The sequence below is a fragment of the Nocardiopsis gilva YIM 90087 genome (assembly GCF_002263495.1).
Classification (GTDB): Bacteria; Actinomycetota; Actinomycetes; order Streptosporangiales; family Streptosporangiaceae; genus Nocardiopsis_C; species Nocardiopsis_C gilva.
The window spans coordinates 5,502,558-5,526,700 of the sequence record NZ_CP022753.1 but is presented as its reverse complement, the minus strand read 5'-3'; the positions used below and the strand labels follow the sequence as shown (position 1 = coordinate 5,526,700).

The 24,143-nt window shown below is 70.8% G+C and carries 20 protein-coding genes; 15 read left to right on the top strand and 5 right to left on the bottom strand.

The features are described 5' to 3' along the window. The first annotated feature begins 187 nt into the window (after positions 1-187). The gene (secA, locus tag CDO52_RS24100) at positions 188-3,103 is read left to right on the top strand and encodes a preprotein translocase subunit SecA (protein WP_094932728.1); all 2,916 of its coding nucleotides are present in this window, start codon (positions 188-190) and stop codon (positions 3,101-3,103) included. Between the two features lie 203 nt (positions 3,104-3,306). Here secA and CDO52_RS24095 read toward each other — a convergent pair whose 3' ends face one another. Both CDO52_RS24095 and CDO52_RS24090 read right to left on the bottom strand, forming a co-directional pair. Beyond that, complete coding sequence (locus tag CDO52_RS24095; protein WP_051060742.1) at positions 3,307-4,725, bottom strand: PTS transporter subunit EIIC; 1,419 nt, start codon at positions 4,723-4,725, stop codon at positions 3,307-3,309. 87 nt (positions 4,726-4,812) lie between these two features. Next, positions 4,813-5,550: a GntR family transcriptional regulator gene (locus tag CDO52_RS24090; protein ID WP_017618735.1), complete on the bottom strand. Its 738-nt coding sequence runs from the start codon at positions 5,548-5,550 to the stop codon at positions 4,813-4,815. Between the two features lie 199 nt (positions 5,551-5,749). Between CDO52_RS24090 and CDO52_RS24085 the strand changes: the two genes are divergently transcribed. From CDO52_RS24085 to CDO52_RS24055, 7 genes are all read left to right on the top strand, one after another. Continuing rightward, complete coding sequence (locus tag CDO52_RS24085; RefSeq protein WP_026125806.1) at positions 5,750-6,793, top strand: SIS domain-containing protein; 1,044 nt, start codon at positions 5,750-5,752, stop codon at positions 6,791-6,793. Between the two features lie 34 nt (positions 6,794-6,827). Further along, positions 6,828-7,124: a PTS glucose/sucrose transporter subunit IIB gene (locus CDO52_RS24080; RefSeq protein WP_269769204.1), complete on the top strand. Its 297-nt coding sequence runs from the start codon at positions 6,828-6,830 to the stop codon at positions 7,122-7,124. A gap of 78 nt (positions 7,125-7,202) precedes the next feature. Further along, a complete protein-coding gene (locus tag CDO52_RS24075) occupies positions 7,203-7,649 on the top strand; it encodes a PTS sugar transporter subunit IIA (RefSeq protein WP_017618732.1) in 447 nt (148 codons plus the stop codon). Further along, complete coding sequence (locus tag CDO52_RS24070) at positions 7,646-8,311, top strand: HAD family hydrolase (protein ID WP_026125805.1); 666 nt, start codon at positions 7,646-7,648, stop codon at positions 8,309-8,311. The genes CDO52_RS24075 and CDO52_RS24070 overlap by 4 nt, the downstream gene beginning before the upstream one ends. A 29-nt stretch (positions 8,312-8,340) precedes the next feature. Further along, positions 8,341-8,598, top strand: a complete 258-nt coding sequence (locus CDO52_RS24065; protein WP_017618730.1) for an HPr family phosphocarrier protein — start codon at positions 8,341-8,343, stop codon at positions 8,596-8,598. A gap of 72 nt (positions 8,599-8,670) precedes the next feature. Continuing rightward, positions 8,671-10,344: a phosphoenolpyruvate--protein phosphotransferase gene (gene ptsP / locus CDO52_RS24060; RefSeq protein ID WP_232524311.1), complete on the top strand. Its 1,674-nt coding sequence runs from the start codon at positions 8,671-8,673 to the stop codon at positions 10,342-10,344. Between the two features lie 234 nt (positions 10,345-10,578). Then, positions 10,579-12,258: a glycoside hydrolase family 3 protein gene (locus CDO52_RS24055; protein WP_017618728.1), complete on the top strand. Its 1,680-nt coding sequence runs from the start codon at positions 10,579-10,581 to the stop codon at positions 12,256-12,258. A 33-nt stretch (positions 12,259-12,291) separates the two neighbouring features. Here CDO52_RS24055 and CDO52_RS24050 read toward each other — a convergent pair whose 3' ends face one another. Next, on the bottom strand, positions 12,292-13,539 hold the full coding sequence (locus CDO52_RS24050) for an acyl-CoA dehydrogenase family protein (protein ID WP_017618727.1): 1,248 nt from the start codon (positions 13,537-13,539) through the stop codon (positions 12,292-12,294). 189 nt (positions 13,540-13,728) lie between these two features. On the opposite strand from CDO52_RS24050, the gene CDO52_RS24045 reads away from it, so the two are divergent. The 5 genes from CDO52_RS24045 to CDO52_RS24030 all read left to right on the top strand — a co-directional run bounded on the left by CDO52_RS24045 (position 13,729) and on the right by CDO52_RS24030 (position 18,136). After that, entirely contained in the window at positions 13,729-14,388 is a 660-nt protein-coding gene (locus tag CDO52_RS24045; RefSeq protein ID WP_094932726.1) for an HAD family hydrolase, read from the top strand. An 81-nt stretch (positions 14,389-14,469) separates the two neighbouring features. Then, positions 14,470-14,925, top strand: a complete 456-nt coding sequence (locus CDO52_RS24040; protein WP_017618725.1) for a DUF6912 family protein — start codon at positions 14,470-14,472, stop codon at positions 14,923-14,925. Positions 14,926-15,278: 353 nt separating this feature from the next. Next, positions 15,279-16,676: an AMP-dependent synthetase/ligase gene (locus CDO52_RS28365; protein ID WP_198345787.1), complete on the top strand. Its 1,398-nt coding sequence runs from the start codon at positions 15,279-15,281 to the stop codon at positions 16,674-16,676. Then, positions 16,586-17,089 carry a hypothetical protein gene (locus CDO52_RS29705; RefSeq protein ID WP_449406730.1) on the top strand — a complete coding sequence of 168 codons (504 nt, stop codon included), beginning with the start codon at positions 16,586-16,588 and terminating at the stop codon, positions 17,087-17,089. The genes CDO52_RS28365 and CDO52_RS29705 overlap by 91 nt, the downstream gene beginning before the upstream one ends. 189 nt (positions 17,090-17,278) lie before the next feature. Continuing rightward, positions 17,279-18,136 carry an esterase/lipase family protein gene (locus CDO52_RS24030; RefSeq protein ID WP_232524310.1) on the top strand — a complete coding sequence of 286 codons (858 nt, stop codon included), beginning with the start codon at positions 17,279-17,281 and terminating at the stop codon, positions 18,134-18,136. Here the strand turns inward: CDO52_RS24030 and CDO52_RS24025 are convergent. Then, the gene (locus CDO52_RS24025) at positions 18,066-19,178 is read right to left on the bottom strand and encodes an AraC family transcriptional regulator (protein ID WP_094932725.1); all 1,113 of its coding nucleotides are present in this window, start codon (positions 19,176-19,178) and stop codon (positions 18,066-18,068) included. The two genes, CDO52_RS24030 and CDO52_RS24025, sit on opposite strands and share 71 nt — an antisense overlap. Positions 19,179-19,455: 277 nt before the next feature. Here CDO52_RS24025 and pruA point away from each other — a divergent pair, with 277 nt between their 5' ends. Continuing rightward, complete coding sequence (gene pruA, locus CDO52_RS24020; RefSeq protein WP_017618721.1) at positions 19,456-21,084, top strand: L-glutamate gamma-semialdehyde dehydrogenase; 1,629 nt, start codon at positions 19,456-19,458, stop codon at positions 21,082-21,084. A gap of 53 nt (positions 21,085-21,137) precedes the next feature. On the opposite strand, the gene CDO52_RS24015 is transcribed toward pruA, so the two are convergent. Further along, positions 21,138-22,757, bottom strand: coding sequence for a hypothetical protein (locus CDO52_RS24015; RefSeq protein ID WP_157745697.1), 1,620 nt, complete (start codon positions 22,755-22,757; stop codon positions 21,138-21,140). 248 nt (positions 22,758-23,005) lie between these two features. Here CDO52_RS24015 and CDO52_RS24010 point away from each other — a divergent pair, with 248 nt between their 5' ends. Then, the gene (locus CDO52_RS24010; RefSeq protein WP_152471621.1) at positions 23,006-23,722 is read left to right on the top strand and encodes an HAD family hydrolase; all 717 of its coding nucleotides are present in this window, start codon (positions 23,006-23,008) and stop codon (positions 23,720-23,722) included. Positions 23,723-24,143: the final 421 nt, after the last annotated feature.

Sequence of the window (24,143 nt, the reverse complement as noted above, 5' to 3'; positions counted from 1 at the left end):
CCTTCCATCGGTGGATAACCTCGCCCAGGTAGGGCTAAACCCGGCAGAGGACCTGTTGCGGCCACGGCACGGACGCACAAAGGGTCGCTGAGGGAATAGGCTTGCCTACAGTGGAAGGCTGCGGGTAAGGGATCCGATCCGCCCCAACGCACATGGCGGGCCATGATCTGCGAGGAGCGCATTAGAAGTGCCAGGCATACTCGATAAGGTCCTCCGCGCAGGTGAAGGAAAGATCCTGCGCAAGCTCAAGAAGCTCAAGGACCAGATCAACTCGATCGAGGACGACTTCGTCGACCTCAGCGACGCCGAGCTGCGCGAGCTCACCGACGAGTACCGCGAGCGCTACAAAGACGGCGAAACGCTCGACGACCTGCTGCCCGAGGCGTTCGCCACGGTGCGGGAGGTCGCCAAGCGCACGCTGGGGCAGCGGCCCTTCGACGTGCAGCTCATGGGTGGCGCCGCCCTGCACCTCGGCAACATCGCCGAGATGAAGACCGGTGAGGGCAAGACCCTGACGTCGGCGCTGGCGGTCTACCTCAACGCGCTGGCCGGCCGGGGCGTCCACATCGTCACCCCCAACGACTACCTGGCCAAGCGCGACGCCGAGAACATGGGCCGGATCCACCAGTTCCTCGGCCTGGAAGTCGGCGTGATCGCGCCCGACATGTCCAACGAGGCCCGGCGCGCGGCCTACCAGGCCGACATCACCTACGGCACCAACAACGAGTTCGGCTTCGACTACCTGCGCGACAACATGGCGCTGTCGCTGGACGACACCGTCCAGCGCGAGCACTACTTCGCGATCGTCGACGAGGTCGACTCCATCCTCATCGACGAGGCCCGCACCCCGCTCATCATCAGTGGTCCGGCCGAGCAGAACTCCCGCTGGTACGCGGAGTTCGCCAAGATCGCCCCCCGCCTGCGGCGCGAAACCGACTACGAGGTCGATGAGAAGAAGCGCACCGTCGGTATCACCGAGGCCGGTGTGGCGAAGGTGGAGGACTGGCTCGGTATCGAGAACCTGTACGAGTCCGTCAACACCCCGCTCATCAGCTTCCTGAACAACTCGCTGAAGGCCAAGGAGCTCTACCGCCGCGACAAGGAGTACATCGTCAACGACGGCGAGGTGCTCATCGTCGACGAGTTCACCGGGCGTGTGCTGCGCGGGCGCCGCTACAACGAGGGCATGCACCAGGCCATCGAGGCCAAGGAGAAGGTGCGGATCAAGGACGAGAACCAGACCCTCGCCAAGGTCACCCTGCAGAACTACTTCCGCATGTACGAGAAGCTCTCGGGCATGACCGGTACCGCCGCCACCGAGGCGGCGGAGTTCAGCCAGACCTACCAGATCGGCGTCGTCCCCATCCCGACGAACAAGCCGATGATCCGCACGGACGACCGCGACGTCGTCTACAAGACCGAAGAGGCCAAGTTCGAGGCCGTCGTCGAGGACATCGCCGAGCGCCACAAGGAGGGCCAGCCGGTCCTCGTGGGTACGACGAGCGTCGAGAAGTCCGAGCTGCTGTCGAAGATGCTCAAGCGCGAGGGCGTTCCCCACGACGTCCTCAACGCGAAGAACCACGCGCGTGAGGCGTCGATCATCGCCCGGGCCGGGAAGCTCGGCGGCGTCACTGTCGCCACCAACATGGCCGGTCGCGGCACCGACATCATGCTCGGCGGCAACCCCGACTTCATCGCCGACGAGGAGCTCCAGGCGCGCGGTCTGCAGCCGCTGGAGACCCCCGAGGAGTACGAGGAAGCCTGGCCGGAGGCGCTGGAGAAGGCCAAGAAGGAGTTCGAGGAGGAGCACCAGCAGGTCGTCGACGTCGGCGGGCTCTACGTGCTGGGCACCGAGCGCCACGAGTCGCGGCGCATCGACAACCAGCTCCGCGGACGCTCCGGCCGCCAGGGCGACCCCGGGCTGTCGCGCTTCTACCTCTCCCTCCAGGACGACCTGATGCGGCTGTTCAACAGCGCCCGGGTCGAGATCATCATGGAGCGGCTGAACATCCCCGAGGACCAGCCGATCGAGTCGGGTGTCGTCACCAAGGCGATCCAGTCGGCGCAGTCCCAGGTCGAGCAGCAGAACTTCGAGATCCGCAAGAACGTCCTGAAGTACGATGAGGTCCTCAACCGCCAGCGCCAGGTGATCTACGCCGAGCGCCGCAAGGTCCTCGAAGGCGCCGACCTGCGCGAGCAGGTCGAGGCGATGATGGCCGACGTCCTGGAGAACTACGCCCGCCTCGCCACCGCCGAGGGCGACCCGGAGGACTGGGACCTCGACAAGCTGTGGAAGGCGTTCAAGCAGGTCTACCCGATCAGCTTCACCGTCGACGAGCTCATCGAGGAGAACGGCGGCGACCTGGGGACGCTCACGCCGGACGTCATCATCCACCGGGTCCGGGAGGACGCCCAGGAGGCCTACCGGCGCCGCGAGGAGGAGATCGGCGAGGAGACCATGCGCGAGGTCGAGCGCCGGGTGATCCTCCAGGTCATGGACCGCAAGTGGCGTGAGCACCTCTACGAGATGGACTACCTCCAGGAGGGCATCGGCCTGCGCGCCATGGCCCAGCGCAACCCGCTGATCGAGTACCAGCGGGAGGGCTACGACATGTTCCAGGAGATGCTCGAAGGCATCAAGGAAGAGTCGGTCGGCTACCTGTTCAACGTCGAGGTCCAGGTCAAGGGGCGTGCCTCCAGCGAGGTGACCCCGGCCGCGGCCGCCGCCACGGCCACCGCCACCGCGGCCGTCCTGGAGCCGGAGACCGCGGAGGAGGAAGCGGAGGCCGCCGCCACGGCCACCGCCACCGCGGCCGTCCTGGAGCCGGAGACCGCGGAGGAGGAAGCGGAGGCCGCCGAGAAGCGGGCCGAAGCCGAGGCCGTCCCCGAGCCCGAGGACGTCGTCGTTCCCGGCTTCGGTGAGAACCGCCCCAGCCACCTGCAGTACAGCGCCCCCAGCGAGACGGGCGGCGTCGAGAAGCACACCGAGGCCACCAGCGCCGACAAGCCCTACGCCGGCACCGGGCGCAACGCGCAGTGCCCCTGCGGGTCGGGCAAGAAGTACAAGAAGTGCCACGGCGAGCCCAAGGGCGGCGCGGCCTAACGGCGCACCACCCACGGCGGTAACGCGACAGGGTGGGGTCCCGCGATCGGCGGGACCCCACCCTGTTTACGTGCTTCCTTGCGTCGATCTCGGGGATATCGACCGAATGTCCGCCATAATTCGGTCGATATCCCCGAGATCAACGGAACGGTCAGGGCGGGCCCCGCGTACGCGGGGCCCGCCCTTTCGCCATGCGGTCGCGGTCAGCCGCCGGAGCCCGACGGCTTGTCGGCCTTCGTGGTGGTGTCGGCTCCCGACGTGTTGTCGGGGTTGACGGCGACCGAGGGGCTCTCCTCGATCGGCTCGCGCCCCGGCGTGGGCAGGTTCAGCTTCGTGATCAGACCGTAGAAGATCCCGAAGTAGACGAAGAAGTAGAGGACGCCCATACCGAGGATGAGGAACAGCCCGGTGGTGTTCGACTTCGTCGCGTTGAACAGCAGGTCGATCAGCCCGGCCGAGAACCCGAAGCCCAGATGGGCGTCGAGCGCGTTGAGCACCGCCATGGAGATACCCGTCAGCACGACGTGCACGCCGAACAGCAGCGGGGCGACGAAGATGAACGCGTACTCGATGGGCTCGGTGATACCGGTGACGAACGCGGTGAGGGCCGCCGGGATCATGATGGAGCCGATGGCGCTGCGCTGGGACTTGTGCGCGCACATCCACATCGCCAGGGCGGCACCGGGCAGACCGAACATCAGCACCGGGAAGTAGCCGGAGAGGAAGCCCCCGGCCGTGGGGTCGCCGGCGTAGTAGCGGAAGATCTCGCCGTGCACGGTGCCGTCCGGTCCCTCATAGGACCCGAACACGAACCACACCACGGAGTTGACGATGTGGTGCAGGCCGAAGGGGAGCAGCAGGCGGTTGATCACGCCGTAGACACCGGCGCCGACCGCGCCCGCGCCCATGATCCACTCGCCCAGGTCGTTGAGGAGCCCGCCCAGCGTCGGCCACACCAGGCCGAAGACGATCGCGAGCAGCATCGCGGCGAGCGCGGTGACGATCGGGACGAACCGGCGCCCGCCGAAGAAGCCGAGCCACGTGGGCAGCTTGATCTTGTAGTACCGCTGCCAGAGCACGGCCGCGACGATACCGATGAGGATGCCGCCGAGGACGTCGGTGGGGTTCTTGGCACCCCAGTCGATGATCGGCCCGTCGGGGGTGATCACCGGGCCATCGGCGCTGGAGACCGTGACCCGCTCGCCCATCTCGCCGCCGGCGTTGAAGAACAGCAGCTTGCTGACGCGGTCGAAGACGACGTAGCCGACGACGGCGGCCAGTGCGGTGGAGCCGTCGGCGCGCTTGGCGAATCCGATGGCCACGCCGACCGCGAACAGCAGCGGCATGGCCTGGAAGATGGCGTCACCGGCGGTGCCGATGACACCGGCGACGGGGGACATCCAGCCCATGCCGGAGAGCCCGGACAGGCCGTCCTTGCCCAGCAGGTCGTCCTGGCCCAGACGGAGCAGGATCGCCGCCGCCGGAAGCACGGCGATCGGCATCATCAGGCTGCGGCCGATGCGCTGCAGGATCGCGAGCGCCTTCGATGATGACTTCGATGCGGCGGATGGGCCGCTTGATGCGGCAGGTGCGGAGCTCACCGCGGGTCCTCCCTTGTACATGACGGTCGAGTCGAATGGGTGCGGGTGTCGGCCGTGGTGGTCACGGCGTGTCCCCGGGGGACGGGACGGGGGATGAGGGGGGTGTGCTCAGCTGCTGGTCTGTCGCGGGTCAAGGCGGGAGTGCAGCTGGTACCGGTCGGCGCGGTAGGTGGAGATCGCCAGCTCGACACAGGCGCCGTGGCTGAAGCTGCGGCGCTGCATGGACAGCACCGGACTGCCGTGCGCGAGCCCGAGGAGCCGGGCGTCCGCGGCGTCGCAGATCCCGGCTTCGATGGTCTGCTCGCCCGAGTCGAGCAGGACGCCGAACTCCTGCTCCAGGATCTGGTAGAGCGAGCGTCCGGACAGGGAGTAGGAGTCGAGGTTCGGGGCGAGGGAGACGGGGATGTTGGACCGCTCCACCGCCATGGGTTCGTCGTCGGCGGTGCGGAGGCGCTCGATGTGGTGGACGGGCGCCCCCGGCTCGATGTCCATCATCCGGGCGACGTGCCCGCTGGCGGGCACGATCCGCCGGACGAGGTCGCGCGCTCCCGGCTGGTAGCCGCGCGCCACCATGTCCTGGGTGAAGGACGCCAGGGCGAGAGCCATCTCGATCTTGGGCCGCGCGACGAACGTGCCCTTACCGGGGACCCGGTACAGCTTGCCCTCGGAGACGAGCAGGTCGATCGTCTGCCGGACCGTCATGCGGGACAGCTCGTAGCGCGCCCCCAGCTCCCGTTCGGAGGGGACGGGGTCGTCCACCGAGAGGCCCGTCTCAACGATCCAGTCGAGCAGAAGGTCCCGCAGCTGGACGTACTTCGGGACGGGGCTCGCGGGGTCGATCGCCATGAGTGTGGGTGCCTGTTCGGTCGTGTGACATTCTGGTATGACTGGTATAGGCCGGACTAGACCACAGTGTGGTCGCATGTGTCAATATAGACGACGTGCACACGGCTTAACACCCTTCAAGCCCGTATATGTGCTGCTCAGCGCCTTTGACCCCCGGGCCCGCAGCACAGCTGGTGGACCGACGATGGGACGTAGTCAGATGACGACCACAACGAGCGTCATGCGCTCGGAGATCGCGCAACAACCCGAGGCGTTGCGCACCACCCTCGACGCGCTGCTGCCCATGGCCGACGAGGTCGAGCGCCTCGGCCGCGAGACCCGGCAGGTGCTGTTCATCGCCCGCGGCTCCTCCGACAACGCCGCCGTCTACGGCAGCTACCTGCTCCAAGCACACGGCGGGCGCCTCGCCACCCTGGCCTCGCCGTCCATCGCCACCACCTACAACGCCAAGATCGACCTCTCCGGCGTGCTGGCCGTGGCCATCTCGCAGTCGGGGCGGACCGAGGAGATCGTCGACACCATGAGCTGGGCCGCCGAGTGCGGCGCCCGCACCGTCGGCATCACCAACGGCGGCGGCTCTCCCCTCACCGAGGTCGCCGACGTCGCCCTGGTCACCCAGGCCGGAGACGAGCTCGCCGTCCCCGCGACCAAGACCTACACCACCCAGCTCGCCGCGCTCGCCGTCCTCGCCCTCGGGCTGGGCGCCGACCTCGACCCGGGTCTGCTGCGCGGCGTCCCCGACACCATCGACGACGTCCTCGCCCAGCCGACCGACCAGCTCGACGCGATCGTCGAGCGCCTCGTCGGTGTGCAGGGCGCGGTGATCTCCGGGCGCGGTATGGCGTTCTCCACAGCGCTGGAGGCCGCGCTCAAGCTCAAGGAGGCCTGCTACCTGCACGCGATGGGCCTGTCCTACGCCGACCTGCTGCACGGCCCGATCGCCGTCGTCGACCGCGACACCCCCGCGATCCTGCTCGCCGCGAACTCCGGGCCCACCCTGCCCGGTACCGTTGCCCTGGCCGAACGCGTCGTGTCGGCGGGCGCCCCCGCCTACGGCATCGGCGGGGGTTCGGCCCTCGCCGGCGCGTGCGACCTCTCCGTGCCGATGCCGGACGTGCCCGAGTGGCTGGCTCCGATCAGCCTCATCGTGCCCGCCCAGCTGCTCACCGAGAAGCTCGCGCGCAGGCTCGGCTACAACCCCGACGCGCCCCGCGGCCTGGGCAAGGTGACCCAGACGTCCTAGGCGCGACCTGCGCGGGGACCTAAGCTCTGGGGTAATTCACCGATTCTTCTCACACGGGTCCTTCCGGCCCGTCGCACCACACACGGAGGTACACATGGCCGACAAGGCAGCCGCGATCGTCGCGGGTCTGGGCGGCGCCGACAACATCGAGGACATCGAGGCGTGCATCACGCGCCTGCGCACCGAGGTCGGCGATCCCGCCAAGGTCGACGAGGCGGCGCTGAAGGCGGCGGGCGCGCACGGCGTCCTGGTCTCCGGAAACGTGGTGCAGGTCGTGGTCGGCCCCGAGGCCGACGCCCTCAACGACGACATCGCCGACCTGCTCGACTGACATACCGCACCGCGGGGGTGTGGTCGCCGACCGCGCCGCACCCCCCGACAACCCCTCACCCTTCCTAGGAGGCAACCCGTGCTCAGCGTGCTCTCGCCCGTCCCGGGCGCAGCCGTGGGGCTCTCCGACGTGCCCGACCCCGTCTTCGCGCAGGGCATGGTCGGTCCCGGGGCCGCGGTCCAGCCGCTCGCCGAACCGCAGCAGGCGGTCGCGCCGATCAGCGGCAAGATCATCAAGCTGCACCCGCACGCCTTCGTCGTGGTCGACCGCGAGGGCCGGGGCGTCCTCGTCCACCTCGGCATCGACACGGTCAAGCTCGACGGCAAGGGCTTCGAGAAGCTCGCCGCCGAGGGCGACGAGGTGGCGGCCGGAACGCCGCTGATCCGCTGGAACCCGCAGGAGGTGGCCGCGCAGGGCCTGTCCGCGATCGTCCCGGTCGTCGCCCTCGACGCCGAAAGCGACGTCGTGTCCGGCACGGCCACCGGTGACGTGGCAAAGGGCGAGCAGCTGTTCCAGTGGGCATGAACCCGAACGGGGACCTGGTTCCCCGCGGCGCGCTGTTCGACCTGGACGGCACGCTGATCAACAGCGAACCCCGCTCCCTGGCGACCTGGTCCCGGCTGCTGGACATGCACAACGTCCCCCATGAGACCGCCACCCTGCACCGGTTCATGGGGCGTCGCGGACCCGACGTCGTCGCCGAGAATCCCGCGCTGTTCCCCGGCGTGACGTGGGACGTCATCCTCGCCGAGATCCAGGAGATCGGAAAGGACCCCGACCTTCCGCCGGTGGTCCACCTTCCGGAGTCGGTGGAGTTCGTCCGGCGGTTGCACGCCAGTGACGTCCCCTTCGGCCTGGTCACCTCGGCCGGACGGGATTGGGCCGAGCACGCGTTGACCATATTGGGCATGCGTGAACTGTTCAAAGGCGTGGTGGCGGCCGGTGACGTCACCGCGGGCAAACCGGACCCGGAGGGATACCTCGCCGGGGCCGACATCCTGGGCCACGCCCCCGAGTACATCGTCGTGTTCGAGGACAGCCCCGCCGGGATCGAGGCCGCGCGGCGCGCGGGAATGCGCACCGTCGGCATCACCACCACACACGAGCGCTCGGCGCTGCGGGACGCGGATCTCATCGTCGACCACCTGACCGAGGTCGACTGGCCGCACATCACCCCGCGCGCCTGAGCGAGCGACACGAGAAAGAGGAGCGACCAGTGGCAGAACGCCGTGTCAAAGTCGAGTCCGAGGTCGGGCTGCACGCCCGGCCCGCGGCTCTGTTCGTCGAAGCGGCGTCCAAAGCGAGCGGCAACGTGACCGTGAGCAAGGACGGCAGCGCCCCCGTGTCCGCCAAGAGCATCCTGGCCATCATGGGCCTCGATGTGCGCAACGGCGACGAGATCGTCATCACCGCCGACGGCGACGACGCCGATGCGCTGCTCGACCGGCTGGCCGAGATCGCCAACGCCGGCTAGTGGGAGCGACCAGCCGTGTGCACAGACCGGCCCTCGGCCGGCGACCGGCCTTCGGGAGGAGCCATGGGTGACATGCTGAGAGGCGTCGGGGTCAGCTCCGGTGTCGGGTACGCCCCGGCGCTGCGGCTGTCCCGCTCCATCCCGGAGCCCCCCGCCGACGCGCGGCACGACGGGGACGCCGACGCCGAGATCCAGCGCGCCACCTCCGCGATGGAGGAGACGGCGCTGGACCTCACCGCGCGGGGCGAGCGCGTGGGCGGAGCGGCCCGGGAGGTGCTGGCCGCTCAGGCACTCATGGCCCGCGACCCCGCGCTCGCCGACGACGTCAAGCGGCGGGTCGGCGAGGGTGCCACCGCGGCGCGCGCCGTCTCCGAGGCCATGGCCGTCTACCGGGACATGCTCGCGAGCGCCGGTGAGTACCTGGCCGCCCGCGTCGCCGACCTGGACGACGTGCGCGACCGCGTCGTCGCCCGCCTGCTCGGCGTGCCGGTCCCCGGAATCCCCGAGTCCGCGACCCCCTTCGTCCTGGTGGCGGGCGACCTCGCCCCGGCCGACACCGCCATGCTCGACCCCGAGCGCGTCGTCGCCTTCGTCACCCGCGAGGGCGGGCCGACCAGCCACACCGCCATCCTCGCCCGTTCACTGGGGCTTCCGGCCGTCGTGGCCTGTGCGGGCGCCGACGCCATCGACGACGGCACGCGGCTCCTGGTCGACGGCATGACCGGAGAGGTCGTGCTCGAACCGGCCACGGAAGCGGTGCGGGCCGCCCGCGCCACGGCCGCAGCGCGGGACGCGGCCGCGGCCGAGAGCACCGGGCCCGGCCGAACCTCCGACGGCCACGCCGTTCCGCTGCTGGCCAACATCGGCGGCCCGCAGGACCTCCCGGCCGCCCTCGACAATGGTGCCGAGGGTGTGGGCCTGTACCGCACGGAGTTCCTGTTCCTGGACCGCGCCGACGCGCCCGGCCACGAGGAACAGGTCGCCGCCTACCGCGCCGTGCTGGAGGCGTTTCCCGGCGGCAAGGTCGTGGTGCGCACCCTGGACTCCGGAGCCGACAAGCCGCTGGCGTTCCTCCCCGCCCCCGGTGCGGAGCCCAACCCGGCACTCGGCGAACGGGGCCTGCGCATGATGCGCCGCCACCCTCGGACGCTGGAGTCCCAGCTGGCCGCGCTGGCCGAGGCCCAGCGCGGTACCGACGCCCAGCTGCACGTGATGGCGCCGATGGTCACCGATGTGGAGGACGCGGAGTGGTTCGCCGCTGCCGCCGCCACAGCGGGCATCGAGCACGCGGGCATCATGATCGAGGTGCCGGCCGCCGCCCTGCGCGCCCGCCACCTCGCGCGGTCCGTGGACTTCTTCAGCATCGGCACCAACGACCTCACCCAGTACACGTGCGCCGCCGACCGCGAGGTCGGCGGGCTCAGCCGCTTCCAGGACCCCTGGCAGCCGGCGGTGCTGGAGCTGGTCGCGGCGACCGCCACCGCGGCACAGCAGGCCGGGCGGCCGTGCGGTGTGTGCGGCGAGGCGGCGGCCGACCCGGTCCTCGCGTGCGTGCTGGTCGGCCTGGGTGTGACGACCCTGTCGATGGGCGCCACCGCCCTGCCCATGGTGCGCGCCGCCCTGGCCCGCACCTCGCTGGCCCAGTGCCGGGAGGCCGCCCAGGCCGCCCTGGAGGCCCGCACGGTCGCAGAAGCCGTCAGCAGTGCCCGGAGCCACCTGCCGGGACTGGCCGACCTGGGGCTCTAAGCAGGACTGAGTGAGGGGGTGTCCGGCGCCGTACCGGGCACCCCCTCGTCCCGTTGATCCCGGCAAAGCGCGCCAAAACCCGCCGCCGGTATTCGGCGCACGTTGCCGAGATCGGCGGAGGTACGCGGTGGCGCGGTTATGGTGGGTCGCGGCCACCCCCGCACCGTCGGGGCCGGGGAACCTTCTCCCGTCCCGTCACCCACTGCCCGCTCCGTGCCGCCCGAAAGACGAGCCATGCGACTGCGTCACACCCTCGCGCCGCTGGGCGCGAGCCTGATCCTGCTGACCTCCGCCTGTAGCGGAGGTGGTGGAGGTGCGCCGGGAGATGACGGGGAGGATGCGCCGCAGGGCGCGGGCTCGGCGGCGGAGGCGCAGCGCATCGCCGAGGACCTGCTCTCCGACATGGAGCTGAAGGACAAGGTCGGCCAGCTGCTCGTGCTCACCGTGTCGGGGACCACGCCTGAGGTGGATTCTCAGGCCATCGAGGACTACCGCCCGGGCGGCTTCATCTACTTCCCGGAGAACCTCGAATCGGCCGGCCAGATCGCCGCGCTCTCCAACGGCCTGCAGGAGCGGGCCGCCGACACCGGAGCGGGCGTCCCCCTGTTCCTCGGCATCGACCAGGAGCAGGGGCTGGTCGCCCGGCTGCCCATCGGCGCCCGCTTCCCCGACGCCATGGCGGTCGGCGCCACCGGCGACCCCGACCAGGCCCGCACCCTCGCGCGCACCACGGCCGACGAGCTCGCCGCGCTCGGCATCAACCTCGACTACGCACCCGTGGCCGACGTGAACTCCCAGGCCGACAACCCCGTCATCGGCGTCCGCTCATTCGGATCCGACCCCGACAGCGTCTCCGAGATGGCGGTCGCCGAGGCCGAGGCGTTCCAGAAGAGCGGCGTCGTCCCCGTGGCCAAGCACTTCCCCGGGCACGGCGACACCGACGTCGACAGCCACACCGGCCTGCCCACCATCGACAAGAGCCGGGAGGACTGGGAGAAGACCGACCTGCCGCCGTTCCGCGCGGCCGTCGACGCGGGCGTGGACGCCATCATGACCGCCCACGTCGTGATGCCGCAGCTCGACGACTCCGGCGCACCGGCCACCCTGTCGCGGGACATCATCGGCGGCATCCTCCGCGACGAGCTGGGCTACGACGGCGTCGTCACCACCGACGCGCTGAACATGGAGGGCGTCCGCCAGGCCCACGACGACGGCGAGAACGCGGTGCGCGCCATCCTCGCCGGGGCGGATCAGCTGCTGATGCCCCCGGACCCCAAGGCCGCGGTCAGTGCCGTGACCGACGCAGTGAAGGAGGGCCGGATCAGCGAGGAGCGGCTGGACGAGTCCGTGCTCCGCATCCTGAAGCTCAAGGCCCGCCGGGGTGTCATCGGAGCCGAGCCGGTCGACCCCGACGCCGCGGCGAAGGCCGTGGGGTCCGAGAAGGACCAGGCCGCCGCCCAGAAGCTCGCCGACACGTCGATGACCCTCCTCCGCAACAAGGGCGACGTCCTCCCGCTCGCCGACGGCGCCTCGGTGTACGTGACCGGCAAGGGAGCCGAGACGATCGGGGCGGAGCTGCGCGCGCTCGGCTACACGCTCGCCTCGACATTCGCCCGGGCCGACGCCACGGTCGTGGGGACGGCGGACGCCCGCCGCGACAGCGCGCAGCAGGCGATGGTGCAGAACGCCCTCGGGGCGGGCAAGCCGGTGGTGGTGATCGCCCAGGGGACGCCGTACGACCTCTCGGCCTTCCCGGAGGTCGACGCCTACCTCGCGACCTACTCCGCGGTCGAGGCCTCCCGCGTCGCCGCGGCCCGGACGCTGGCCGGAAAGGTCGACCCGGCGGGCCGGCTCCCCGTCGACCTGCCCGGCACCGACCTGAAGGTCGGCGCCGGACTCGGCTACCGGGGCTGACCCCGGGCGGGCAGCGCCGGGGCCGTCACCCGATCACCGCGGGGCGGACCCGCCCGACGCGGCGGTTGTGGCGGCGCCGTCGCCGGTGACGCGCTTGATCTCCCGCCGGGCCATGGAGCGCAGGTGGACCTCGTCGGGGCCGTCGAAGATGCGCATGGCGCGGGCGTGCGCGTACATCAGGGCCAGCGGGACGTCATCGCTCACCCCCGCGCCGCCGTGGACCTGGATGGCGCGGTCGATGACGTCCACGGCGACACGCGGCGCGGCCACCTTGATCGCGGCGATCTCGGTGTGCGCCGCCTTGGCGCCGTGGTTGTCGATCAGCCACGCCGTCTTGAGGACCAGCAGCCGGGCCTGCTCGATGGCCAGCCGGGACTCGGCAATCTGCTGGCGCACCACGCCCTGGCGCGCCAGCGGCCCGCCGAACGCGACCCGTTCGGCCGCACGGCGGACCATCAGCTCCAGGGCCCGTTCCGCCATGCCGATCGCGCGCATGCAGTGGTGGACGCGCCCGGGGCCGAGCCGCGCCTGGGCGATCGCGAAGCCCTCGCCCTCCCCGGCGATGAGGTTCGTGGCCGGGACGCGGACGTCGGTGAACCGGAGCTCGCAGTGCCCCTCCTGGTCCTCGTAACCGAAGACCGGCAGCGAGCGGACGATCTCCAGGCCGGGGGTGTCGCGGGGGACCAGGACCATCGACTGCCGCCGGTGCACGGGGGCATCCGGGTCGGTCTGGCCCATCACGATGAACACCGCGCAGCGCGGGTCGGCCGATCCGCTGATCCACCACTTGCGGCCGTTGATCACGTACTCGTCGCCGTCGCGCGTGATCGAGGTGGCGATGTTGGTCGCGTCGGAGGACGCCACATCGGGCTCGGTCATCGCGAACGCCGACCGGATGCGGCCGTCCAGCAGCGGGTCGAGCCAGCGTTCGCGCTGTTCGGGGGTGCCGAACATGTGCAGCACCTCCATGTTGCCCGTGTCGGGCGCCGAGCAGTTCAGCGCCTGCGGCGCGAGGACGGGGGAGCGGCCGGTCAGCTCGGCGAGCGGGGCGTAGTCGGTGACGCTCAGGCCGCTGACGTCGGGCAGGAAGAGGTTCCACAGGCCGCGGCGGCGCGCCTCGGCCTTCAGCTCCTCCATCACGGGCGGAAGCGTGTGGTCGTCGCGGCCGGCCTCAGCTCGCTGCCTCTGGTAGACGGGTTCCGCCGGGTAGACGTGGGTGTCCATGAACTCCTGCAGGTTGGCCAGGTGGTCGCGGGCCGGGGGGCTGAGTTCGAAGTCCATGACCTGAGTATGCCACCAAACCGACCGGTCGGTACCTCCGGGGTCAGGGGTGTCCGCATACGCGTGAACGAGGAGGATTCGGCGTGATGCGGGCGGGGAAGGATGTCTCCCCGGCCCTCGGGCGGGACAGCTGTCAGGGCCGACGTCGGTGCGGAGGCCCTCGACGTAGATGGAGACGGAGGCGATGGAGTGTCTAGCACGTGCCGCGGCATCATCACCGACTGGGGCGGGGTCCTGACCTCGCCCCTCCACGACACGATCGACGCCTGGCTGGACGCCGACCGGATCGACCCCGACCGCTACCGGGAGGTCATGCGCTCCTGGGTCGAGGGCGCCTACGGCGACGGCGACGGCAACCCCATCCACGCGCTGGAACGCGGCGAGGTGGCCACGGGGGAGTTCGAGCGTGCGCTCGCCGCCGAGCTGCGGCTGGTGGACGGTGGTGAGGTGCCGGCCGTCGGACTGATCGAGCGGATGTTCTCCCGCTTCCACCCGGTGGACGAGATGTACACCGTGCTGAGCCAGGCCCGCGACCAGGGCGTCCGTACCTGCCTGCTGTCGAACTCCTGGGGCAACGGCTACCCCCGGGACCGCTTCGCCGCATCCTTCGACGCCGTGGTCATCTCCGGCGAGGTCGGCATGCGCAAGCCCGAGCCCGAGATCTTCCAGCACGCCCTCGAACTCACCGGGCTCACCCCGAGGGAGTGCGTCTTCATCGATGACATCGAACACAACGTGCGGGCCGCCGTCGACCTCGGGATGACCGGCATCCTGCACCGCGACCCCGCCGAGACGCGCGAACGGCTCGCCGAGACCTGCGGGATCGTGGTGGACGCGCTGCCCTCCTAGCGCCGCGTCGGCGCGCGGTTCGACCCGATATTCGGCATACTCAGCCTGTCAACGCCGCCCGCCCGAATGTCGAGTCCCACGATGCGCATCTACCTGCCGAGCACCCTTCCCGCCCTGGCCACCGTTCTCTCGGACGGGGAGGTGCGCGGCGACCCGATCACGGCCTTCGCGGTCACCCCGGAGCTGACCGAGAGCACCCCCGGCGACAGCGAAGAACTCGAATACGAGGCCCTGTACGCCGCCGCCGACGCCTCCCTGCGCCTCCTGGCCGCCGACCCCGAGGCACCGCGCCGCCGTGTCGTCCTCGCAGCGGACATCCCGGACAAGCTCATCGGGCCCGCACCGGACGCCACTCACCCCGCCGAGGTCACCCTGACCGGAACGGTCCCCCTCAAGCGGGTGGCCTCCGCCCACGTCGACGATGAGGACGCGGCCGACGACATCGCCCGGTCGGCCGCCGAGCCGGACGTCGGGCACGAGGACGAACACGAACTCATGTGGTACGCGACCCAGGAGCTGAAGTACCTCGTGGAGTAGGCCCCAGATCGGGCTGAGGGGGTCTGCTGGGCGGCCTTGTCCGCCTTTCACCCCCAGGACATCGGAGAGCCGAAGGCCGACAAGGCCGCCCAGCAGACACTCGTGCACCCCACCCTCCCCACCTCCCCTCACTCAGGAAACGGTGAGGACGGGCCTCGGCGGTGGGCTTCGCGCATTCAGCTCGTGCGGGCGTCGGGCACGACATTCGGTCACTGCCCCTGAGCGCAACGGTCACGCATGTTGAGCGGCTTGGCCATCGCAGCGGCACTGGGCCGGTCCTAGCTTCTGGAGGGCGGCTCCCGGCACAGCTGCCAGGAGCGACGTCCCCCGCACGCGGACCGCAGGAGGCACCAGTGCCCGGATCCGTTCAACGCCCTGCCCACCGCTCCGCCGTACTTCCAGCGGGCCTGGCCCGCTACGCGGCCGATACGTTCGCGGCGCATACCGCGATTCGCTCGGTGCGCCCCAGCCGCTGGCCGCAACTGACCTATGCGCAGCTCGGCGGCGTCACCGACGACGTCGCGCGGGGGCTGCTGGCGCTCGACGTCGCTTCCGGCGACCGGGTGGCGATCCTCGCCGAGACCCGGCCGGAGTGGACGGTCTGCGACCTCGCTATCGGTGCCATCGGCGCGATTTCGGTGCCCGTGTACCCGACCAACAGCCCCGAGGAGTGCCGCTGGGTGCTCAGCGACTCCGAATCGTCCGTCCTGATCTGCGAGGACGCCGGGCAGGTGGCCAAGGTGGAACCGCTGCTGCCCGAACTCCCGCGGCTGCGGCACATCGTGGTGCTGGACGGTGAGGCGCCGGGCGCCATCACGCTCGACGCGCTGCTGGAGCGGGGCGGAGCCACCAGCACCGACCAGGTCATCGACCGTGAGGCGCGCGTGCGCTCCGGTGATCTCTCCACCATCATCTACACCTCCGGGACCACCGGCCCGCCCAAGGGCTGCCTGATCTGCAACGGCCACTGGCAGGCCACACTGGATGGTCTTGATGCCGGTCTCCCGGTGCGCGCGGGTGAGAGCATCTTCCTCTACCTCCCCCTCGCGCACGCCTTCGCGCGCGTGGTGCAGCTGGTCGCGGTCTCCCGCGGCGCCACGCTGCACTTCTTCGGCGGCGACATCCGCAACGTGGCCACCGACCTGGCCGAGGTGCGCCCCGACTACCTGCCCTCGGCACCACTGCTGTTCGAGAAGGTGCACACCCGGGTGCGGTCACTGCTCTCCCAAGCACCCGAGGCGGACCGGGCGGCCTTCGCCCGCGCCGTCACCGTGGGCGGGAAGGTGCGGACGGCCCGCGAACGCGGCGAACCGGTCGCCCCGGAGATCGAGGCGGAGTTCGCGGAGGCCGATGAGCGGTGGCTGTCCATGGTCCGCGGCGTGTTCGGCGGCCGCCTCAAGGAGGCGCTGACCGGCTCTGCCCCGATCGCACCGGACATCCTGGAGTTCTTCCACGCCTGCGGCGTCCCGGTCAACGAGGGCTACGGGATGACCGAGTCCGCTGCGGTCCTCACCCTCAACAGCCCCGCCGACCGGCGCTTCGGCACCGTGGGGCGTCCCCTGCCGGGGGTCGAGATCCGCATCGCCGAGGACGGCGAGATCCTGGCCCGCGGGGCCAACGTGTTCTCCGGCTACCACCGCGCCCGGCGGCGACCACCGAGATCCTCGCCGACGGCTGGCTGCACACCGGCGACCTCGGCGACTTCGACGCCGACGGCTACCTTTGCGTCACCGGCCGGAAAAAGGACCTGATCATCCCGGCGAGCGGCAAGAACATCAGCCCCGCCAACATCGAGGGCGACCTGCGCGGCTCCCGCTGGATCTCGCACGCCATCGTCTTCGGCGACCGCCGTCCCCACCTCGCCGCGCTGGTGACCCTGGACCCCGACGAGATCATCCCCTGGGCACGCGAGCGGGGCCTGCCCGAGGACCAGGCGGACCTCGCCGCCCATCCCGACGTCCGTGCGCTCATCGAGGAGGTCGTGGCCGATGTCGGGGCCCGTTACTCCCGCCCCGAGCGGGTGCGCGCGTTCGCGATCCTCCCGCGCGACTTCTCCGTGGAGACCGGCGAGCTCACGCCGTCGCTGAAGCTCCGCCGCAGCATCGTCGCCCAGCGCTACCAGCAGCTTCTGGACGACCTGTACGACGCGCCACGTCCCGCCTGACGACCGGGCATTCCGCGTCGCCACCTCACCCGATCACCCGAGGAAAGGGTCACCCATGCGTCATATCCCCTGCTCGCGGCGGCGGCCTCCGCGCTTCTGGTCGGCGGCCTGCTCGTCAACGGCACCGCCGCGGCCGACACCGCGCCCGCTGGGCCCTCCGCCGCCTCCGACTCCGCCGACGCCCTCCTGATGGGGGGTCCCGGGGTCGACATCCCGCAGATGCCCGAACCGCGGTCCGGCGCCGACCCCTGGCCGGACGCGCCCGGAGCCAACGACTTCTCCTGCCGCCCCACGGAGGAGCACCCCCGGCCGGTGGTCCTGCTGCACGGTTACGGCGCCAACGGGTTCGCCAACTGGCAGCTCCTCTCCCCGCGTCTGGCGGCGCGCGGATACTGCGTGTTCGCCCCCACCTACGGCCTGCGCAGCGAGCTGCCGCTCCCGCTCAGCGCGGTGGGCGGGGCAGTGCCGATGGAGGAGAGCGCCGAAGAGCTTTCCGACTATGTCGACAAGGTGCTGGAGGCCACCGGCGCGCAGGAGGTCGACATCGTCGGCCACTCCGAGGGCAGCCTGATGCCCAACTACTACGTCAAGTTCCTCGGCGGCGCCGAGAAGGTCCGCAACTACGTTGCGCTCACTCCGCTGTGGGACGGCACCGCCTTCTTCGGCGCGGCCGAGGTCAACCGGATCGCCATCGCCTGGGGCCTGGACCCGACCGTGGGGCGGTCCGTCGACCAGATCTGCGGCCCCTGCCGACAGTTCCTGACCGGGTCCGACTTCCTCGAGAAGATGAACGAGGGCGGGGCCGCTGTCCCCGGCGTGACCTACACGACCATCATGACCAGGTACGACATCTTCGTGCAGCCCTACACCAGCGGGTATCTCGAGGGGACGACGTCACCAACATCGTGCTGCAGGACCGCTGCACGACCAACATCTCCGGGCACATCGCCGCCGCGTTCGACCCGGTGGTGCACCGTCACGTGTTCAACGCGCTCGACCCCGACTCGGCCCGGCCGCCGCTCTGCCTGTGACGCCGCGGAGCTGTGAGCGAGCGGTGTTCCCCGCCCTTGCACGTCGGCGGGGAGCACCGCGCGCTGCGGTACGCGCCGGGGGTGGTCCCGGCCCAACGCTTGAACGCGCGCTGGAAGGCGCTGGCCTCGGAGAAGCCCAGGTGCTCGGCGATCTCGGCGACGCTCCACCCGCCATCGGCCAGCGCCGACACCGCGGCGTCCCGCAACACCCGGTCGCGGATCTCCCGGAAGGAGACCCCCTCGGCCCGCAGATGGCGGCGCAACGTCTGCGGGCTCATGTTCAGTCGAGCCGCGACCTCGTGGGCGGCGGGAACGCCCCCGGCGATGTCGCGGTCGAGGATGCGCCGCACCCGCTCGCTTGTGGCGACCGCGGGGCGCAGCCCGGCCAGCAGCCCCGCCGGGGATCCGGCCAGCAGCGCCCGCAGATCGTGCTCGTCGCGGACGATCGGCGCGGCGAGGTCGGCGGCGTCGATCACCAGGGCCGGGCGGGCGCGCTCGTAGCGGATCCGATCGCCCAGCACGGCCGCGTGGTCGGCGACCGAGGACGCGCGGGAGTGGGCGAGCTCCACCAGCGACGGTCGCAGTCGGCGCCCGATCGCCCAGGACGCGAGCCGCAGCGTGATGCCCAGCAGGCACAACTCGATGAACGGCCCCATCCGCGGCGGCATGTGCACGCTGAACTCCCAGCGCCCCTCGGGTTCCGCGGGGTCGGTGCTCAGCCGGGCGCGCGGCGCTCCGGGGAACAGCGCGTAGAAGGACCCGGCCCGGCGCAGGGCCGCTCCGAGGTCGGGGCAGTGGATGGCGGTGCGGCACATCATCGCGAACGTGCCCGGCCGGACGGCCTCGTCGGCGAGTCCGAGGAACTCGTCGTCGAGAGCGGCACACACGGCACGGACCAGGCGGGCGAAGCGGTCGGCGGGGACGCGTGCGCCCGGGGCATCGAGCAGCGAGGGCGGGACGCCCGCCCCGACCAGCAGCGGCCCGGCATCGAGACCGCGCCGCCGCGCTCCCCAGAGCACCACGCGCACGCAGTCGATCGTCACCGTCGTGTCCGACACGAGCGCAGCTTAACTCGCGAGTAACGTTTGTGGTATCGGATTGAACGACGAAATGTGAGCCACGTCATGGCGGGGCGGTGGCGCGCGGCGGAGCTCCGCTCCAACCTCTCACCCGAATTATTGGCTGTAGGAATTGGCCTTGGCGCCGGGCGCCGACGACCGTGTGCCGACCGGAGCGCATTCGCCGACAACGCCGCAACTCCACGGCGCGACACCGCGATACCCGTCTGGTCGATCCGGGTATGCCAGTGGACGCAGACCCATTCGGGAGGCGTTCATGGATGCCGTGACACGGGTGCCCGTTCCCGTCAACGAACCCAACCTGAGCTACGCGCCGGGGACCCCGGAGCGCGCGGAGCTGGCGGCCGAGATCGATCGCCAGACCAGTCGTGAGTACGAGCTCGGCCAGACCGTCGGCGGGGTGACCCGGCTCGGTGCCGGTGAGCTCATCGACGCCGTCCAGCCGCACAAGCGCGCCCACGTCCTCGGCCGGATGGCCAATGCCACCGACACCGACGTACACGAGGCGATCAGCGCCGCCCGCGCCGCCGCCCCCGCGTGGCGCGCGATGTCGATCGACGACCGCGCCGCGATCCTGCTGCGCGCCGCCGACCTGCTGGCCGGGCCGTGGCGGGCCACGGTCAACGCCGCGACCATGCTCGGCCAGTCCAAGTCGGTGCAGCAGGCCGAGATCGACTCCGCCTGCGAGCTGATCGACTTCTGGCGGTTCAACGTCGCCTTCGCCCGCCGGCTCTACGAGGAACAGCCGATCTCGTCGCGCGGCGTGTGGAACCGGCAGGAGCTGCGTCCGCTGGAAGGCTTCGTCCTGGCCATCACCCCGTTCAACTTCACCGCCATCGGGGGCAACCTCCCCACCGCCCCCGCCCTGATGGGCAACGTGGTGGTGTGGAAGCCCTCGCCCACGCAGACCTTCTCGGCCTGGCAGCTGATGCGGCTGCTGGAGGAGGCGGGCCTGCCACCCGGCGTGATCAACATGGTCACCGGGGACGGCACCGCGGTGTCCCGGGTCGCGCTGGCCCAGCCCGACCTCGCCGGGATCCACTTCACCGGCTCCACCCGCACCTTCCAGCACCTGTGGCGGACCGTCGGGGAGAACATCGCGGACTACGCCTCCTACCCGCGGATCGTCGGCGAGACCGGCGGCAAGGACTTCGTCGTCGCGCACTCCTCCGCCGACCCCGACGTGCTGCGCACCGCGCTGGTCCGGGGCGCGTTCGAGTACCAGGGGCAGAAGTGCTCGGCGGCCTCGCGCGCCTATGTGCCGCGCAGCCTGTGGTCCGCCGTCCGCGACGACCTGCTCACCGACGTCAAGTCGCTGACCATGGGCGACGTCACCGGCGACCTGTCCACGTTCATGGGCGCGGTCATCGACGAGCGGGCCTTCGCCAAGAACGCCGCCGCGCTGAAGCGGGCCGCGGAGACCGACTCGATCAGCATCCTCGCCGGCGGCACCGTCGACGACTCGGTCGGCTACTTCGTGCAGCCGACGGTGCTGCAGTGCGACGACCCAGAGGACGAGGTGTTCCGCACCGAGTACTTCGGCCCGATCCTCGCCGTGCACGTCTACGACGACTCCGACTACGAGCGGGTGCTGGCCCAGATGGCCGACATCGCGCCCTACGCCCTGACCGGAGCGATCATCGCCCGCGACCGCAACGCCGTCGCCACCGCCGACGCGGCGCTGCGGTTCTCCGCCGGGAACTTCTACGTCAACGACAAGCCGACCGGCTCGATCGTCGGCCAGCAGCCCTTCGGCGGCGCGCGGGCCAGCGGTACCAACGACAAGGCTGGGTCCCTGTTCAACATGGCCCGCTGGGCGAGCCCGCGGGCGATCAAGGAGACCTTCGTCGCCCCGACGGACTGGAGGTACCCGCACATGGGTTAGTCGGCGCGCGCCGAACCCGCCGCCGCGAGCTGATCCGGGGCCGCCGCCCCGGATCAGAACCGGTCGAGCAGCCGCCGGATCGCCTCCAGGTCCTGGGCGGCCCGGGCACCGGCCGCGTCGGCCTCGTCGAGGAGATAGCGCAGGTGTCGCGTGGCCTTGTCCGTAGCCGTGCGCATCCGCTCCTGATGCTGCTCGGCGGCCGCGGCGGTGTTTCGGTGGTCGTCGCTGTCCTGCAGCAGGGCCCAACCGGACCAGCAGAACGCCGCGACGCCGCCGAGCACCGCCAGCAGGGAAGCGGCGGTCGCGCCGACCGCGAGCAGGAGGACACCGATGGCCGCACCCGCGAACACGGCGGGCCGACGTTCCGAGCCGCGCGCCGGGTAGCGAGCCGCGATCGCCGCCTCGGCGTCGAGGAGCGCGTCGCGCACGGGGCCGTCCGGAGTGACGGGGACGCGCTGGCCCTGCTCGGTGAGGACGGCCTGGCCGGTCCACGGCTGTTGTGCCTGCTGTGCGAGGGATTCGGCCACCGACAGCGCGTGGGTGGATTGGAACGAGAAGGCGAACGTCCGCCGTGCCATGGGGGCCGTGGAGTCCGTAGCGTCCGACAGGAGGAACTGAGCCGACGAGCCCACCTCGGCATTCCACGTGGGGCGCCGGGTCTCTGCGGAGGCGCTACCGCTGCTCTCGATGACGCCGCGCAGCTGGAGGGCGCGCTCCAACAGAGGGGCCTCTTCCGGGCTCCCCTCGTCGATCAGCATCCGCAGCGTCTCGGCCACGAGCGGTGTGGGGGACAGAGGTGTATCGGGCACATCCTCGCCCACTTCGGCTGCTGCGCTGTCGAACGCCTGCTCCAGTCGTTCGCGAAGGGCGCGGAGCTGGGCGGCCGCGACCAGCCGGTCCCGGATTTCGCCCGTTCCGCTGAGGGAGACGGGCGACCGTTCCAGCCTGGGCGGTGATCCCGCGGTCTGCCAGGCGTCCGCATGGACCGGCGGGCGGCCTCGCTCACGGAGCGCCGACTGCGTCCGCAGCCGCAGTTCTTCCCGGGCGCCCTCGCCCAGCACACCGTCGGCGGTCAGCAGCCACAGCGCCCGCTGCCAGCGCTTCACCTGATTGGGAAGTTCGGGCAGCAGGTTCGGCAGCATGTGTCCGGCGATCGCGGGCGTGTGCTCAGGCGCGATGACCGCCGTGGCGAGTGCCGCGAAGACCTGGGCGCGCAGCTGGTCGCGCTCGGCCGCCTCGGCGAACCGGGCCTGAGCGGTCCCCACGTCGCCTCTGGTCAGAGCATGCAGGCCGTAGGCGGCCGGGACCAGCCAGTACCCGGAGTCGTCGTCGAGGTGCAGCTCGTCCGGCCGGTCGCCGCTGAGGATCTGCCGGGTTCGGTGGCGGGCCAGCGCGGTGTCGGTGAACATGGCGAGGACGGCACGGAGGTCGCTCAGTTCGACGAAGGCGTCGAAGGAGGCGGAGATCGCGTCCAACCGCGCCTCCAGCGAACCGCGCACCTGGCTCAGCTCGGAGCGGAGCCGACTCCGCTCGTGGTAGACGCGCTGATTGGCCTGGTCGAGGCCCTCCTCCAGCTCCCGGATGCGCCGGTTCTGACGCCGGTCGGTGACGTTCCAGTCGCCGATGAAGAAGTCCACGACGCCGTCCGAGCCGCTCCCTCTGTCGCTGCTCATCTTCCCCTGTTTCCCGTGGTGTTCGCGTACCGGTGGACTGGGACGCGCGGCGTGACAGAGTGGTTCCCCACGGTGGTGCCTCGGCCGGCTGGCCGGGCCCGCTGTGCGCCCCTGGATCCGGACCGATTCTCCCGGCCGCCGCCGTTAGGCACCGCACCATGGCCGCGTGACTTCGGCGACTGGGATAATGGGGCGGACATTGCTCACCCCTCGTGTTCCGTGAGGAGACTCCCATCAGCCGGCTGGTGTTGTGGAACATCGACCTCACTCTCGTCGACGTCGCCCAGGTGACGCGGGCCGCCTACGCCGAGGCGTTCCAACAGGTGACGGGCGAGCCTCTCGTCTACCTGGCGTCGACTGCGGGCCGCACCGACTCCGAGGTCTTCTATGAGTTGCTGGCCCGCAACGACGTGGACGCCGAGTCCGGGGCGGCGCAGATCGCCGACTTCCTCGAAGCCCTGGGCGAGGCGTTCGCCCGGCGGCGCGACCAGCTGCCCGCTCGCGGCCGGGCGATGCCCGGGGCGCAGGAGGCGCTGGCCGCCGTCGCGGCCCTGGAGGGCACGGTGCAGACCGTGGTCACCGGAACAATCATGGCCAACGCGGTGGCCAAGCTCTCCGCCTTCGGGCTCGATGGCTACCTGGACCTGAGTATCGGCGGGTTCGGCTCCGAGCACTACCCCAAGGCCAGCCTGATCCAGTTCACCCGGATGCGCGCGGCGGAGGCCCACGGCTCCGCGTTCCCCGAGTCCGCCACCGTCTATGTCACCGACTCCGCCCGCGACGTCGAGGCGGCCCTGATCGGCCACGCCACGCCCATCGGAGTCGCCAGCGGGTCGACCACCGAGTCGCAGCTGCGTGCGGCTGGAGCCAAGCACGTCCTGGAGGACCTCACCGACCGGCGGGCCCTGCTGCACATGATCCGCGGAGCCACGCGCCCGCCCGAGACGGGTGAGTCAGCAGGGTGACGTTTCCGCCCCACCCCAGGTAGCCGCCTGGCTAGTGTCTGTTTCGTACGGTCGCCACGCCGGGTGGCCGCATATTCCCGCCTCGTGTCGGCGTGTCCGGAAACGGCCCAAGGTGTGAATGTGACGTATCTCCCGCGCATACTGTCCTGGGTGGGGATGTCCCCGCCCGCAATGCGCTCCTATGCCTGACGAAACTGACTCTTAACGGTTCTGATCACTGTTCTACCGTGTGAAACGCAGTAGCCTAGGCCGTGGCGGCGGCCGGACAAGGGCGTCCGAGCCCCACACGCCACGACCTGTGCGCACAGGTTCCTTCTACCGGAGCCGGGCCACCGGGGACGGTGGTCCACCGACACACAACATCACAAGTCACATCACCCGATGTTCTGGGGCCGGTCTCCAGGTCGGCTTCCGGTTCACC